The organism is Virgibacillus xinjiangensis (assembly GCF_042643145.1).
GTDB classification, from domain to species: Bacteria; Bacillota; Bacilli; order Bacillales; family Amphibacillaceae; genus Virgibacillus_O; species Virgibacillus_O xinjiangensis.
Window position 1 is genome coordinate 35578 of sequence record NZ_JBHRSA010000042.1, and the last position, 14981, is coordinate 50558.

General features: G+C 49.4%; 16 protein-coding genes and 1 riboswitch. Of the genes, 14 read left to right on the plus strand and 2 right to left on the minus strand.

Translation table 11 applies throughout. The features are described from left to right. Positions 1-41: 41 nt before the first annotated feature. Positions 42-212, minus strand: a complete 171-nt coding sequence (locus tag ACFOGI_RS10755; protein WP_390272245.1) for a hypothetical protein — start codon at positions 210-212, stop codon at positions 42-44. A gap of 327 nt (positions 213-539) precedes the next feature. Here ACFOGI_RS10755 and ACFOGI_RS10760 point away from each other — a divergent pair, with 327 nt between their 5' ends. Continuing rightward, positions 540-1310, plus strand: a complete 771-nt coding sequence (locus ACFOGI_RS10760) for an SDR family NAD(P)-dependent oxidoreductase (protein ID WP_390272247.1) — start codon at positions 540-542, stop codon at positions 1308-1310. Between the two features lie 294 nt (positions 1311-1604). On the opposite strand, the gene ACFOGI_RS10765 is transcribed toward ACFOGI_RS10760, so the two are convergent. Next, positions 1605-2615 carry a DUF3231 family protein gene (locus tag ACFOGI_RS10765; RefSeq protein WP_390272248.1) on the minus strand — a complete coding sequence of 337 codons (1011 nt, stop codon included), beginning with the start codon at positions 2613-2615 and terminating at the stop codon, positions 1605-1607. Positions 2616-2769: 154 nt separating this feature from the next. Between ACFOGI_RS10765 and ACFOGI_RS10770 the strand changes: the two genes are divergently transcribed. The 13 genes from ACFOGI_RS10770 to ACFOGI_RS10830 all read left to right on the plus strand — a co-directional run bounded on the left by ACFOGI_RS10770 (position 2770) and on the right by ACFOGI_RS10830 (position 14943). Beyond that, positions 2770-4494, plus strand: a complete 1725-nt coding sequence (locus ACFOGI_RS10770; RefSeq protein ID WP_390272250.1) for a spore germination protein — start codon at positions 2770-2772, stop codon at positions 4492-4494. Between the two features lie 12 nt (positions 4495-4506). Further along, positions 4507-5724 carry a Ger(x)C family spore germination protein gene (locus ACFOGI_RS10775; protein WP_390272251.1) on the plus strand — a complete coding sequence of 406 codons (1218 nt, stop codon included), beginning with the start codon at positions 4507-4509 and terminating at the stop codon, positions 5722-5724. Continuing rightward, positions 5724-5963 (plus strand): hypothetical protein, encoded by a 240-nt coding sequence (locus ACFOGI_RS10780; RefSeq protein WP_390272253.1) that lies wholly within the window; start codon positions 5724-5726, stop codon positions 5961-5963. The genes ACFOGI_RS10775 and ACFOGI_RS10780 overlap by 1 nt, the downstream gene beginning before the upstream one ends. Before the next feature lie 40 nt (positions 5964-6003). After that, positions 6004-7107, plus strand: coding sequence for a GerAB/ArcD/ProY family transporter (locus tag ACFOGI_RS10785; protein ID WP_390272255.1), 1104 nt, complete (start codon positions 6004-6006; stop codon positions 7105-7107). Positions 7108-7389: 282 nt separating this feature from the next. Continuing rightward, complete coding sequence (locus ACFOGI_RS10790) at positions 7390-8232, plus strand: MBL fold metallo-hydrolase (RefSeq protein ID WP_390272257.1); 843 nt, start codon at positions 7390-7392, stop codon at positions 8230-8232. Further along, positions 8219-8974: an amidohydrolase family protein gene (locus tag ACFOGI_RS10795; RefSeq protein ID WP_390272258.1), complete on the plus strand. Its 756-nt coding sequence runs from the start codon at positions 8219-8221 to the stop codon at positions 8972-8974. The genes ACFOGI_RS10790 and ACFOGI_RS10795 overlap by 14 nt, the downstream gene beginning before the upstream one ends. A 326-nt stretch (positions 8975-9300) precedes the next feature. Next, positions 9301-9410, plus strand: a riboswitch (TPP riboswitch). 82 nt (positions 9411-9492) lie between these two features. Continuing rightward, on the plus strand, positions 9493-10146 hold the full coding sequence (tenI, locus tag ACFOGI_RS10800; RefSeq protein ID WP_390272260.1) for a thiazole tautomerase TenI: 654 nt from the start codon (positions 9493-9495) through the stop codon (positions 10144-10146). Further along, positions 10130-11251: a glycine oxidase ThiO gene (gene thiO, locus ACFOGI_RS10805; RefSeq protein WP_390272262.1), complete on the plus strand. Its 1122-nt coding sequence runs from the start codon at positions 10130-10132 to the stop codon at positions 11249-11251. The genes tenI and thiO overlap by 17 nt, the downstream gene beginning before the upstream one ends. Continuing rightward, positions 11248-11451: a sulfur carrier protein ThiS gene (gene thiS / locus ACFOGI_RS10810; RefSeq protein WP_390272264.1), complete on the plus strand. Its 204-nt coding sequence runs from the start codon at positions 11248-11250 to the stop codon at positions 11449-11451. The genes thiO and thiS overlap by 4 nt, the downstream gene beginning before the upstream one ends. A 1-nt stretch (position 11452) precedes the next feature. Beyond that, positions 11453-12217 carry a thiazole synthase gene (locus ACFOGI_RS10815; RefSeq protein ID WP_390272266.1) on the plus strand — a complete coding sequence of 255 codons (765 nt, stop codon included), beginning with the start codon at positions 11453-11455 and terminating at the stop codon, positions 12215-12217. Continuing rightward, positions 12217-13233, plus strand: coding sequence for a thiazole biosynthesis adenylyltransferase ThiF (locus ACFOGI_RS10820; protein ID WP_390272268.1), 1017 nt, complete (start codon positions 12217-12219; stop codon positions 13231-13233). The genes ACFOGI_RS10815 and ACFOGI_RS10820 overlap by 1 nt, the downstream gene beginning before the upstream one ends. A gap of 109 nt (positions 13234-13342) precedes the next feature. Continuing rightward, entirely contained in the window at positions 13343-14668 is a 1326-nt protein-coding gene (locus tag ACFOGI_RS10825) for a PTS galactitol transporter subunit IIC (RefSeq protein WP_390272356.1), read from the plus strand. Continuing rightward, positions 14665-14943, plus strand: a complete 279-nt coding sequence (locus tag ACFOGI_RS10830; protein WP_390272270.1) for a PTS sugar transporter subunit IIB — start codon at positions 14665-14667, stop codon at positions 14941-14943. The genes ACFOGI_RS10825 and ACFOGI_RS10830 overlap by 4 nt, the downstream gene beginning before the upstream one ends. Positions 14944-14981: the final 38 nt, after the last annotated feature.

Here is a 14981-nt window from a genome sequence, read left to right on the forward strand (position 1 = left end):
ATTGAGCACAGCTCTCCCGGCTCGAATCGGGAGAGCTGTTTTTAGTTTGCGGAGCAGCACTCACTAGAGCCACGTGCCCACTTGCTCGGGCCATCAGCCGCTGTCGCTCGGGCCACGGCACGCTCTACTTGGGCGTCAGCTCCTGCCACTCGGGCCGCGGCATGTTCCACTTGGGCCCCAGCCGCTGCTACTCGGGCCGTAGCATGCTCCACTTGAGCCCCAGCCCGCTCGTGCCGCGGCATGCTCCACTTGGGCGTCAGCCGCTGTCGCTCGGGCCACGGCACGCTCTACTTGGGCGTCAGCACCTGCCACTCGGGCCGTGTCATGCTCCACTCGGGCGCCGCTCCCCGCCACTCGGGCCGTGTCATGCTCAACTCGGGCGTCAGCGCCTGCCACTCGGGCCCCGGAACGCTCTACTCGGTCGCCAGCCCCATCACTCGGGCCACAGGTCAGCGCCCCATACAATTTCACCCGTCCAAAAGGTATATGCGCATCCTCTGTTGAACCTATATATAAGCATACATAGGGAGGTTTTCCATTTGGATTTGCAATTGGAAGGAAAAAGAGCACTCATCACCGGAGGAAGCAGGGGGATCGGCAAGGCGATTGCCCGGACGCTAGCGATGGAAGGGGCGGATTGTACGATTTGTTCACGGAATGAAGAGTCGATCAGGGAAACGGCGGAAGAACTGGCGAAGGAGACTGGCAGAAACATTTATCCAGTCACTGCCGATATGGGGGACCCTGATTCCATCGCCAATTTGGTAGAGGAAGCTGCGAATGTGATGGGCGGGATTGATATTCTGATCAACAATGGAGCGCGCGTAAGCGGAAGGGAGCCGGAGGATTTTCACAATGTGCGGGATGAGTTGATTCTCAAAGACTTTGAGGAGAAATTCATGGGCTATTTCCGCTGCATCCGCGCGGCAAGTCCCTATATGAAGGATAAACAGTGGGGGCGAATCATCAATGTGAGCGGCATGGCAGCCAGGAATGCCGGAAGCATGAGCGCCGGGGCACGCAATGTATCGGTCGTCCATTTGACCAAATCTGTATCCGATGAACTGGGCAAGCACGGAATCACCGCCAATGCCGTCTATCCGGGCATCACGGAAACGGAAACAACGAAAGACCGTTTCCCCGATGAGGATAAATTGGAAAAAATGGCGAGGGGCAATGCCATCGGACGGTTGGTGAAAGCAGAGGAAATCGCAGACGTCGTGGCATTCCTCGCGTCTCCCTTGTCTGTATCCATCACCGGCGACGTCATCTCAGTAACAGGCGGAGCAGGGAACGCCGTGCATTATTGAGGAAAAACCTCATCTGTTTTACAGTTATAAACAAGGTGAACTCTCAGCTGAATCTTGAGGGTTCACCTTGTTTAACTTTTTGTCAACCAACGAAAGGAACGGTTGGTGAAAAAATCAATTTCAGTAGCGGAGGAAATATACGCAGACTCCAACGGAAGGAAAGGCCTAGATGAGACCCCGAAGTGCGATAGCATTCGGAGGCTCAGCAGCCGCCCGTGGAAAGCGAAGTATATTTCGCAGCGCCACCCCCAACTCGTGCCACAGCCCCCGCCACTCGGGCTCCACACCAGCATCCTACTTCCTCTTAGCTATCTCTATATTATCAATCGAAGCAGGAGGTTTTTCCATCCAGCCATGATTGATCATGATGTTCGCTCCATCTTCTGCATATTGAACAGCTTCCATGGTAATACGGACGAACTTTGATCCCAAGTCACGCCTGGCAACGGTTCCCAGAGCTACCCCGTAATAGCCCACGGACAAGCCAATTAACATGGATACCTGGAACATCATCAATTTATCTGAAAACGGTTGGGTGGTCGAGTGGAGCACTTCTGAATCCAATGTCGGTGACTGTGATAAGTTCTCTTCCGCCAATATACCTGCCAACATCTCTATAACTTTATTGGCGATGTGTGCGCCTCTGACCATATAGTTGCTGACCTCTTTTGAACTGCTTGTTTGGGCAAACCCTAACAATAATGCTTTCCCCACTGCATTCCGTTCCATATTATTATAAAAATGCATGATTTCGATCGAGTTCATCGGGCGTCTTTCACCGAACCATCCGGTCAAATAGCCTTGTTTTTCCACAAACTCCACTTTGTCTGGGATCGGGATCGAAGCTGCTCTACTATACAGCCCTTTCTCTAACGAAACCTGCAACGATTCATTATATAACTTCCTTGTCAGGTCGATCGCCTTAGAGTTGAGTTCTCTTACATCCGAACGTGTTGACCCGGCGAAAGAAGCACCATACGAAGTCATCCCATGCCTTGCCATATTATGGACAAACCTTAAATGGAAGCTGTCCGAATAGAGTGCAGGGGCTTGAAAATTGACATCCTCACTCTCATTGAAAGCGACAGGGATGGCATGGTTCTCTTTTTCATAGATGGCTTTAATGTCTTCCATTATCTCTTCAGCAATTTCCAAAGCGTGCTCCAATATCGGGAGGATGTCTGTGTCCTGTGTTTTTTCTATGAAATACTTCAGCATACAGGAAGACATACTGTTATTCATATAGGTCGTCCATAAGGAAGCGATTTCTGGTGATGTCAGACGGATATTGTGTTCGGTTTCCATAAATCCTCAGTCCTCTCAACTTTCAGGTTGTTGCTTTTACTATGCCCAACATGGTTCAGACTATGATATTGGTGACAGGTATACCCAAACTTTTACATAGTTGCCACTGATTTGGGAAACATACCATTAACTTGGTCTGTAGGGGTTATGGGATATGAAGAAAGAGACGAATAGTACATCGAAAACGACAAACAAATCCGGTCAACAAGGTCAAAATTCCGATCAATTGGCGAAGCCGCTAGCCTCCAATGTCGACGAAACGGTGACAACGGTCAAAAACATGCTTGGCAAGAGTTCGGACCTGGTGACACGGAAGTTCAAAGTCGGCACGAAATCCCCCGTGAATGCTGCATTGCTTTACATGGATGGGTTGGCGGATAAAAAATTCGTCCAAAACTTCATTACGGAAACTCTCATGATCGATGTACGGATTGCAGATCTGGGGGAGGAGGGGAAGGACAATAAACAGCCGGGCTCCTCTGGCAAGCAGGCGGTTGATCCGGCGCAGCAGCAAGATGGCCAACAAAATAAACTGCTGAAAAAGTCGAAAAAGCTGCAGAAGGCGGGACAGCAAGGTCAGCAGTCGTCCAGCGGATCTTCCAATGATTTTTTTCAAGTGATCAAGGATCAATCGCTGGCAAACAGTGAAGTGGAGGAAGCGGAAGATTATAAATACCTGTTTGATTTCCTGTTGGCCGGTGATTCGGTGATCTTGCTGGATGGTTATGCGAAGGCCTTATGCATCGGTTCCAAGGGATATGAGAAACGCGGGGTGGAAGAGTCCACGTCAACCACTGTCATCCGTGGGCCGAAAGAAAGTTTTACGGAAACACTGCGGGTCAATACCTCGCTTATACGCAGGAGGATCAAGGACCCGAACCTCTGGATTGAAAACAAGGTGATCGGCAAACAGTCCCATACCGATGTCTCCATCTGTTATGTGAATGGCATTGTCAATGAGGATATTGTCCGGGAGGTAAAAAAGCGGCTGAATGATATCGATGTCGATGCCATTTTGGAAAGTGGCTTCATCGAGGAATATATCCAGGATGAGACGTATTCTCCATTTCCGACCATTTATAACACAGAAAGGCCGGATGGTGTAGCGGCGGGGCTATTGGAAGGAAGGGTGGCGATCCTGGTGGATGGCACGCCATTCGCGTTGTTGGTCCCAGCATTGTTCATCCAATTCTTCCAATCCAGCGAGGACTATTATCAACGGTCCGACATTGGAACATTTTTGCGGATTCTGCGTTTTGTCTGCTTTTTCCTGGCCCTGTTGACACCTTCGCTATATATTGCCCTCACCACGTTCCACCAGGAGATGATTCCCAGCCAGCTGTTGACCAGTTTGGCGGCACAGCGGGAGGGAGTCCCGTTTCCTGCCTATGTGGAAGCACTGTTGATGGAATTGGTGTTTGAAATTTTGCGTGAGGCCGGAACAAGAATGCCGAGGGCAGTGGGCTCGGCTATTTCCATCGTGGGTGCTTTGGTTTTGGGGCAAGCTGCCGTGGAAGCCGGGATTGTTTCTGCTGCCATGGTCATTGTCGTTTCCTTGACCGCCATCAGCAGTTTCGTGTTTCCTAGCCACAATTTATCGGTTTCCATCCGATTGCTGCGATTTGCCTTTATGACTGCGGCTGCCATGTTCGGCCTTGTCGGCATCATCTTAGGCCTGTTGTTGATGGTCATGCATCTGGCTAGCTTGCGTTCTTTCGGAGTCCCTTATCTCACTCCGATGGCGCCGCTGATCCCAGGTGATCAAAAAGATACGGTATTCCGTCTTCCATTATGGAGTCTGAATACGAGGCCACGTTTAGTGAGCCAAAAAAATATCAAGCGGGAGAATGTACAAAAAGCCCAGCCTGAACAAAAGTGATGGTGAAGGATGATGCGGTTCAAGCGAATAGTGTTAGTCATGATTACCAGTTTAGCCTTACTATTACCCGGATGCTGGGATGCCCGGGAACTGACGGATCTTTCGATTACGACAGCATTGGGGATCGACAAGCAGGATGGACAGTATACTGTGACCGCCCAAATTCTGAATCCGGGGGAAGTTGCCGGGGAAACCGTGACGACCCGTACAGCAGTCTCCATCTATACCATGACAGGGGATACACTTTTTGAAGCCATTCGGAAATTGACGACGGTTTCCCCGAGAAGACTGTATTTGGCTCATTTGCGCATGGTCGTTTTTGGGGAGGAAATAGCCAGGGAAGGGGTTTCTGATGTGTTGGATTTCCTGTCGAGGGATCATGACATGCGAACCGACTTTTACTTCGCTGTCGCAAGGGAAAACACCGCGGAAAATCTATTGAAAGTCATGACCCCGCTGGAACAGATACCTGCCGACAAAATGGCGGGAATGCTGGAAACGACCGAGAGATCATGGGCCTCTGTCGGGTCCACCAGCATCGATGAATTGATCGCTTCCATGTCCTCTACAGGAAAAGAGGCTAATATAACGGGAATCGTAATAAGTGGTGATCCGGACGTTGGGACAAATCTTGATAATGTGGAAAGAATCGATTCGATTACCATGCTGGAAGCAAAAGGCATGGGCATCTTCCAGAACGACCGGCTGATCGGCTGGATGAATGAAGAACAAAGTCAGACGGTGAACATCTTGAATAGTAAAGTGACAAACACGGTAACCTGGGTACCATGTGGGGAGGACGGAAAGATCACCGCAGAGGTTTTTGAAATCAATCCAGAAATAACAGGGACCGTGGAAGGGGACCAACCTAAAATCAAGGTGAAAGTGACGGAAGAAGCGGATATTGCCGATGTCGCCTGTGTGATCAATTTAAGGGACCCGAAAAAAATAAACGAACTGGAAAAGGGTTTTGAGGAATCTCTACAAAAGAAATGGAAGAAAAGTGTGGATGAGATAAGGGGATTGGGAACAGATGTCTTCGGCTTCGGAGAGGTTATCCGCCGTGCGAACTTGGATTATTGGAAAAAGGTGGAGGATGACTGGGGAGAGATATTCGCCAATGAATTGGAAGTGGAGCTTGAGGTGGAGTTCCAAATCAAGAAGACAGGCACCACCAACGAGTCGTTCCTCAAGGAAATTAATGAAAAAATCAAGCAGGAGGATCAATGATGTTGCAGGCTATTTTGCTTATCCTTACGGCAGGGATCTTCTTTCGAATAGATTATAAGCAGTTGAAAAAGAATACGCCATTGAAGAGAGATGGCAAGCTGCATATCATTTTTTCGCTGCTGGCCATCACCTTTGCGCTGCTCTACAATTTTGAGGTGCCGATGCCGAACCCGACGGAAGGGATAAAATTCATCTATCAGCCGGCGGCAGAATCCCTGCGCAGTTTTCTGGATCGCTAAGATGAGCAGAGGGCATGCCAAGGATTGGAGGTAGGGAGTATTGGAAAAAGGGAAAATCAGTGCACGTCAATTCACACTGCTGGTCTTCATGTATTCGCTTGGAACCAGTATCATTGTCCACCCGGCACTCACAGCCAGCTTTGCAGGTGGGAATGCCTGGGTCACGGTCATCACAGCAAGCATCATCGGCATGGGGATCATCTTCTTTCTGAATCGAGTGAGTTCCTTGCAGCCGGAGAAGAATCTATTTGAACTGGCGGAATTTGTGCTGGGCAAATGGGCTGGCAGGGTTGTTTCCTTGCTGATCCTCACCTATTTATTATTCCTTACCTCCACGAATCTGCGGCAGATCGGTGATTTCATCAGCACACAGATTATGGTGGCCACACCTGTCCCGTTCATCATGCTGATCTTCGTCTTCACCAGCATGGTCGCCATCAAGCTCGGCTTGGAGGTGATTGGACGGACCTGTGAAATCTTCTTTCCATACGCAGTAATTTCGTTGGTCTTATTGATACTGTTGGTGTCACCGGAAGCGGAAATCACCAACATCCAGCCCATTCTTCAGGAAAAACCGGCAGCATCATTTGGTGCGGTTATTCCCACACTGGGGATTCCCTATCTGCAGCTGTTTGTATTTTTGGCGATCATTCCGTATGTGAATAAGTTCAAAGAGGCGAAAAAGGGCTTTTATATCGGACTCGCTGCCGCTTCCGTCCTTTTGGTTCTCATTACCTTCATGTGCCTGCTCGTCCTGGGGCCTGACTTTACCGGACGCCAAGTGTACCCGACGTATATTCTCGGCAAAAAAATCAGCCTGGCAAATTTCCTGGAGCGTGTGGAAATCCTGGTGGCCATCGCCTGGTTCTTCACGATCTTTTTTAAGATATCCATCAATTTCTATGTGCTGTCATTGGGGATGAGCCATTTTTTCAAGTTGAAAAACCCAAACAGCCTTTCCATGCCACTTTCCTTGATTTTCATCATTATGGGCCTCATCCTTTATCCGAACATCGTTTACTATCAAGATTTCGTCTCCTACACCGCCGTGTTCTATACCTTTTCCATTGGAACTATGCTGCCATTGCTGATCCTGGTTGTCGGGAAAATCCGCAAGAAAGGAAAGGCTAAGAAAGGAAGTTAGGACTGTTGCAATGGGAGGAAGGTGAAGTACATAGTATAGTATCGAGCCGGCTAGCAGGAATTTGGAAAACAGTGTGGAATTAGTAATGGAAGATGCCATTCATTGAAATCAGGAACAATGAGAGTTACTGCAAAATAGATTTCAAAGGGAGTAGCGTTAAACGGATGAGGAGGGCTCGTGGCCACCCCGTAGGAAACGCAGTCGATATATAAGAGGATGGCTGCAGGTTTTCAATGGAAGATGGGGGTGCCTGAGAGTTTACAAAGGGGGAGGGACGGGAGAATGATCGAAGCATATGAGCGGGAGAATGTCACATGTATCGAGGGTACGATCGAACGATCCGGCCGGAATAATGGGAAAATCTATTGCTTTATGACAGACGGACTGCTGATCGACACTAGTGCACCTTGTCTTGAATCAGAACTGATTCCTTTCTATGAAAATAACGTGTTCGACCAAGTCGTATTAACCCACAGCCATGAGGACCATACGGGTACGGCCGCATGGATTCAAGCGAATCAGGAGGTCCCCATTCATGTCCATGAAAAGGGAATCCGTACATGTGAAGAGGGATGCAATTACCCAAAGTACCGGCAAATGGCATGGGGGATTCGCCAGCCGTTTAGACCTTCCCCCTTGGGCGCCACCATTTCATCCAGGAACCATGAGTGGAAGGTGATCTATACACCTGGCCATGCGAATGACCATATATCCCTTTTGGATGAAGAGACAGGCAGATTATTTACCGGTGACTTGTACGTCAGCCCGAAGACGAAGGTGATCATGAATACCGAGTCGATCCCAGTGATCATGGACTCCATTCGAACATTGCTGCGGTTCGATTTCGGACCGATTTATTGCTGCCATGCTGGATACATAGAAAATGGGAAAGAGATGCTGCAGAAGAAACTGATGTATTTAGAGGATCTTAGTGAAGAAGTGAAGAGTCTTCATCGTCAGGGCCAATCTGCTATGGAAATAAAGGAGAAGCTCTTCCCGAAAACCTATCCGATCATCGGCATTTCCGAGGGGGAATGGGACTCCTTGCATATCATCACTTCCATCATTTCGGGCTTCACGGCAGAAAATGATCCAAAAAGGGGGAGGGAAGGTGAAACTATTTGATGCACACCTGCATATCATAGACCCGAGGTTTCCATTACAATCCAATCAGGGCTATCTGCCCGACTATTTCACTTGCCAAGACTATCTTCAGCATGCAGAGGATTTGAATGTGGCGGGAGGAGCCATTGTATCCGGCTCCTTTCAAGGTTTTGACCAGTCTTACTTGATCGATTCCCTGCAAAAACTAGGCCGCCAATTTGTCGGGGTAACCCAGCTGCCTGTTGAAACATCGGATGAGGAAATCATCCGGTTGGACAAGCTGGGCATCCGTGGTCTTCGATTCAACATCCGCCGGGGCGGTTCGGAGGATCTTTCACAAGTGGAGAGATTTGCTCAAAGGGTCCATGCATTGGCGGGATGGCATGTCGAATTATATATCGATTCCAGGCAACTGCCACCACTCCGGTCGATGATCGAGAAACTCCCCGCCGTGTCCATCGACCATCTAGGTTTATCCAAGGCCGGTTTTCCAACGCTTCTATCCTTGGTGGATAAAGGGGGGAAAGTGAAAGCGACAGGGTTTGGCCGAATTGACTTCGACCCGCGAGAAGCCATCAAAGAGATCCACGCCATCAACCCCGAGGCATTGATGTTCGGGACGGATTTGCCGTCCACCAGGGCAAAAAGGCCCTTCAGCCCATCTGATGTCGACCTGATCATCGAGGCCCTTGGCGAAAAGCAGGCGGAGCAGGTGTTATACAAAAATGCGGCGAAGTGGTATTTGAAAGAAGAGCATGTTTAACTGGGAAACACCCTATAGAGGAGGCATGGGGATGCCTGCTGTATAGGGTGTTTTTATGTGAGGAGGAGAGGAAAATATACGTTTCCTCATTTCCCGGGAAATAACGACATATTCCTTTTTATTTCTATAAGGAATTCTATTAAAGTTCTACAGGAACTGGAGCTCAGGCCGTGCGGGGCTCCACTCAGGCGAGAGGCGGTGCTACTTGGGCCGCGCACCCGCCCATTCAGGCGCCAGCCCTCATCCCTATTTTAACGAAACAAAATTGATTGACTGTTGACAATAAAATTGCAAATGGTACAATTCAAATAACCAATACAATAATTGCCATTCACTAGGGGTGCCTTTCAAAAAGGCTGAGATCAAAGTATGGACTTTGGGACTCTTTGAACCTGATACGGTTGAGGCCGGCGTAGGGAAGTGAAGAACGGACTGTCTATTTTTGTCGTTCCAACCACTTTCCCTTAGCCGGAAAGTGGTTTTTTTGGTTGGTCAGATTTTTGGGAGGAGGTGCTGCTTTGGAACAACGAAACGACCATGGCATGGAGCGGGGAGAATTGCATGTCATCTCGACCGGCCGCCAGTCATCGGAGACGTTAGCATCGATAGCCGAAGAAATACATGACTATGTGGATGTCTTCCATCTCCGGGAAAAAGCTTGGTCTGACCGGGAAATGGTCGAAGCGATCGAATGGCTACTGGCCATGGGGATACCACCAGAAAAAATCGTGGTCAACCATCGTATAGATGTTGCACATGTCACGGGTGTGAAGGGAGTGCAATTGGCCCATCACAGTATTGATGTATCTACCGTGCGAAATGCTTTTGGCCATTTGTCGATTGGCTGTTCCGTCCATTCCGTGAAAGAAGCTGTTTCCGCTTCGGAACATGGTGCGGACTATTTGTTGTTCGGCCATATCTACCCCACTTCATCAAAGCCCGGGTTGGCACCCAGGGGATTGGAAGGTCTCCGCCAAGTCGTGCGAAGTGCCTCCGTCCCCGTGATTGCGATTGGCGGCATTACACCGGAGAACACCCGCGAGACCATACAGAACGGGGCAAGCGGTACTGCCGTATTATCCGGTATCCTATTGGCCGAAGATCCATTAGAAAAAGCTATCGCATATAAGGAGGAATTGAGAAGGGTGGCTGAAGATGAACAAACAATATGATTCCATTGTTGTCGGGGCAGGAGTGATCGGCTGTTCGATTGCATTCCAGCTCAGCAAACGTGGGCATCGAGTATTGGTGGTTGAAAAGAATGAGGTCGGCCAAAAAGCTTCCAGTGCCGCTGCTGGCATGCTGGGGGCGCAAAATGAAATCAAAGATGATAGTCCATTGCTTGCTATGGCGCAGAAAAGCAGGGCCATGTTCCCGGAATTGGCCGAAGAGCTGAAAGACCTTTCCCATATGGATATAGAACTCATCCAAAGCGGGATTCTTCGCGTGGCGCATACGGAAAAAGAAATGGCCGAGCTGGAAGCGGCCGCCGCTTTTCAGCAAGCAAAGGGAGAAACAGCAGAATTTCTAAATGCAGCAGAGGTAAAAGAAAAGGAACCCGAAATTTCGAGTACTGCACTAGGCGGTTTGTACATGCCGGATGATGGCCAGATTTCGCCTCCGCTCTTGTGCCAAGCATTGGCACGGTCGGCAGCTGTTTTAGGTGCAGAATTCAGGGAGCATACAGAGGTGACTGGGCTGGTAAAAAATCATGGCAGCGTCTCCGGTATACAGACGGCAATGGATACTTTCCATGCCGATTCCGTCATCGTGGCAGGAGGTGCCTGGAGCAGGCAAATCATCGAAAAAACAGGCCTGTCCTTGGATGCCTACCCGGTAAAAGGGGAATGTTTTTCTGTCCGGTACGATCATCCTCTGGTCACGTCCAGCATTTTTTCGTCTTCGGGCTATATCGTCCCGAAAGCTGGTGGGAGACTGATCATCGGTGCAACGGAGAATCCCGGCACTTTTGACGAGTCCGTCCAACTGGAGTCCCTTCATCAAATGATGCATTCGGCCATGGAGATCCTTCCAAAATTAAAAGATGCCAAGTGGGAAAAAGCATGGGCTGGAATCCGGCCGCAAACAGGAGATGGCCTGCCCTATCTCGGTGAGCATCCCTCAATCAATGGGTTGTTCACTGCCACCGGTCATTATAGGAATGGGATGTTATTAGCCCCGATAACAGGAGTCGTGATGGCCGACCAGATCGAAGGCAAGCAGACGGATGACAGGTTCCGAATAGATAGACTACCTTACAAGGAGGTAAGAATATGAATCTGCTAATCAATGGAGACAAGCTTCAATTACCTGCCAATGTGAACACCGTTGCAGATGTAGTTTCCTATTTTTTCACGAACCAACCGGTTGTCATTGTTGAGCACAATGGAGAAATTTTGGACAAGGATGCCCATCCGACAAGGAAAGTGGCGGATGGGGATAAAATTGAACTGGTAAATTTTGTAGGAGGTGGCTGAGATGCTGAAAATTGGAGGAAAAGAATTCAACTCACGCTTGCTTTTGGGAACAGGAAAATACCCCAACTTTGATATACAGAAAGAAGCCATCGATGTGTCTGAAACAGAAATACTGACATTCTCGGTGCGGCGGATGAATGTGTTTGAACCGGACCAGCCGAATTTTCTCGAAAAGCTGGACCTCAACAGATATGACCTGCTGCCGAACACGGCAGGGGCCAAGACTGCCGAGGAAGCTGTCCGTACGGCCAAGCTTGCTAAAGCATCCGGGCTTTGTGACATGGTCAAGGTAGAAGTGATCGGATGTGACAAGACATTGCTGCCTGACCCGGTGGAGACATTGAGGGCAACAGAGCAACTACTGGAAGAAGGGTTCATCGTCCTTCCATACACCTCGGACGATGTGGTGCTGGCACAGAGATTGGAGGAGCTTGGTGCCCATGCCATCATGCCCGGAGCGAGTCCAATCGGATCCGGACAAGGTATCATCAATCCTCTCAATTTAAGCCTGATCATGGAACAGGCGAATGTTCCCGTCATTGTGGATGCAGGCATCGGTTCTCCGAAGGACGCGGTGACTGCCATGGAACTCGGGGCTGACGGCATATTATTGAATACGGCTGTTTCAGGTGCCAAGGATCCTGTCCAAATGGCCGAGGCCATGAAGCTCGCGATCGAGGCAGGAAGGCTTGGATTTCAAGCAGGGCGCATCCCGCAAAAGCGCTATGCCACAGCAAGCAGTCCCATGGAAGGGATCAGCAGCTGATGGATGTACGGTATTCCAGGCAAATTCTTTTTTCCCCGATTGGCCGGGAAGGGCAGGACCGATTAAAGGAGAAGCATGTGTTGCTGATTGGTGCTGGGGCACTTGGCACGAGTAATGCGGAAATCATGGTCCGGGCCGGTGTGGGAAAAGTGACGATTGCTGACCGTGACTATGTCGAATGGAGCAATCTGCAGCGCCAGCAGCTGTACACCGAAGAGGATGCCGCCCATGAAATTCCGAAAGCAGTTGCCGCAAAAAAGAGATTGGAGTCGATCAATGGTGAAGTGGCCATTAATGCAGAAATTCTCGATGTCACCCCGGTTGAAATGGCCCGTCTCATAGATGGGGTGGATTTGATTATCGATGCCACTGACAACTTCGATATTCGCATGATCATCAATGATACGGCGCAAAAGTATGGCGTCCCTTGGATCTATGGAGCGATTGTCGGCAGTTATGGCCTCAGCTATACGGTGATCCCAGAGGAAACACCATGCCTGCATTGTCTGATGAAACGGATACCGATGGATGGAGCTACCTGTGATACCGCAGGGGTCATCAGCCCCATCGTCCAACTTATTGTCGCTCACCAGTCCGCGGAAGCATTGAAAATACTCACAGGCAATCACGGGGCATTGAGAAAGCAATTGATTTCCTATGATATCTGGTCCAATCAGCAATCTGCCATTGACGTCGGAGCACTGAAAGAGGACAGCTGTCCGTCCTGTGGACAGGCACCGACGTATCCATTTCTGGACTATGAATCCCAGACAAAAACAGCGGTGCTGTGTGGGAGGGATACCGTGCAGATCCGGCCTGCTTCAAGGGAAAAGAGGGATTTGCAGAAAGTGGCCTCGAAGCTGTCCCAAACGGCAGAAGTGAGGCATAATGAGTTCCTTTTATCATTCAAAAAGGATCCGTACCGGTTCGTCATGTTTCAGGATGGACGTGTCCTGGTTCATGGAACGAATGATGCCCAGCATGCAAAAACGTTGTACCATCGCTATCTAGGATGAATCCATACAGGGTTCTGCCAACAACTTGTACTGGGACAACGATAAAATGCTCCGCAATGGATCGAGTTCCTATACAACAACAGATAATCGGGAGGGAGCATTTTTGGATGTGTTGAAATGGTTTGTCGACTTGGGGGCCAGTGTGATGCTCCCCATGATCATTTTCATTTTTGCTTTGGCGCTTGGCACCAAATGGAAGGATGCTGTGCATGCAGGGCTGATGGTAGGCATCGGCTTTGTCGGGTTGAATCTGGTCATTGAGCTGCTGACGACCAGTCTGGGGCCAGCAGCTCAATCGATGGTCGATCATTTCGGGTTCGACCTTCAGACGATTGATGTTGGCTGGCCGGCTGCCGCTGCCATATCCTATGGCACCGCACTCGGCAGTCTTGCTGTACCAATTGGCATCGGGGTGAATCTGTTACTGATTATCGCTGGGTTGACAAAAACAGTGAATGTGGACATTTGGAACTATTGGCATGTGGCATTTACCGGATCACTTGTCTATGCCATCACTGATGATTTCGCTTTAGGCCTGTTCACGATGGCCGTCCATGTGTTGGTCATTCTCTTATTAGGGGATCTGTTGGCCCCGGATATTCAAAAGTATTTCGGTTTCAGCCAGCTGACATTCCCCCATGCAGCCTCTGCACCATCCTATTTTTTGGCCAAGCCGCTCAACGCTGTTTTTGACCGAATTCCCCGGTTCAACCAATGGAAGGCTGATCCGGAAGCCATTCAAAAGCGCTTCGGCATGCTAGGGGATTCCGCGGTCCTTGGCTTGGTTCTTGGTTTCATCATCGGATTGCTGGCGGCATACAGCATCGAGGAAGCCATGCAATTGGCCATCCAGACAGCAGCTGTCCTGTTCTTGATGCCTAAAATGGTTTCATTATTAATGGAAGGACTGAACCCGATCTCCGAAGCGGCCGGTACTATGATGAGGAAAAAGTTTCCGGATAGAGACCTTTATATCGGCATGGATAGTGCCCTCGCAGCTGGGCATCCGGCTGTTTTGTCTGCTTCCTTGTTGTTGATTCCCATCACTCTATTTCTGGCCGTTGTCTTGCCAGGAAACAGGGTGCTGCCATTCGGTGATTTGGCAACCCTTCCATTTTTGATATGCTTGATGGTTCCCGTGTTCAAAGGAAATCTCATCCGGACGTTAATCGCAGCGACCATTTACATAGGCGCAGGACTATACATCGCTACATGGATTGCACCGTTATTTACCGAGATGGCCATGGCTGCTGATTTCGATATGGGCGACAATGCAAGCATTTCGGCACTGGTTGACGGGGCGGTCTGGACGACGATTGTATTTGCCGGACTTGGCAAACTGCTGAGCTGGTACGGGATCAGCCTGATCGGCCTCAGTGCGCTTGGAGGATTGATTTATATCAATAAATTTAAAAATAGGGGAGAAAAGACATGAAAAAAGTGTTAGTCATTTGTGGTACTGGAATTGCTACATCCACCATCGTGATTGAAAAGTTGAAGAAGTGGCTGATGCAGGAAAAGTTGATTGACCAGGTGGAGCTGCATCAGGGGAAAGTGGCGGAAGCGGTCGATCAACGGAAAGATTATGATTTTATCGTATCCACTACCATTGTTCCGGATTATATGAAGGAACATGTGATTGATGGGGTGCCATTATTATCGGGTGTGGATGTTGATGAAGTGTATCAAAGCATAAGGGAGCGGATTTGAAGAGCTAACTGGAAATCTGTTAGTGGAGGAACCCGCTG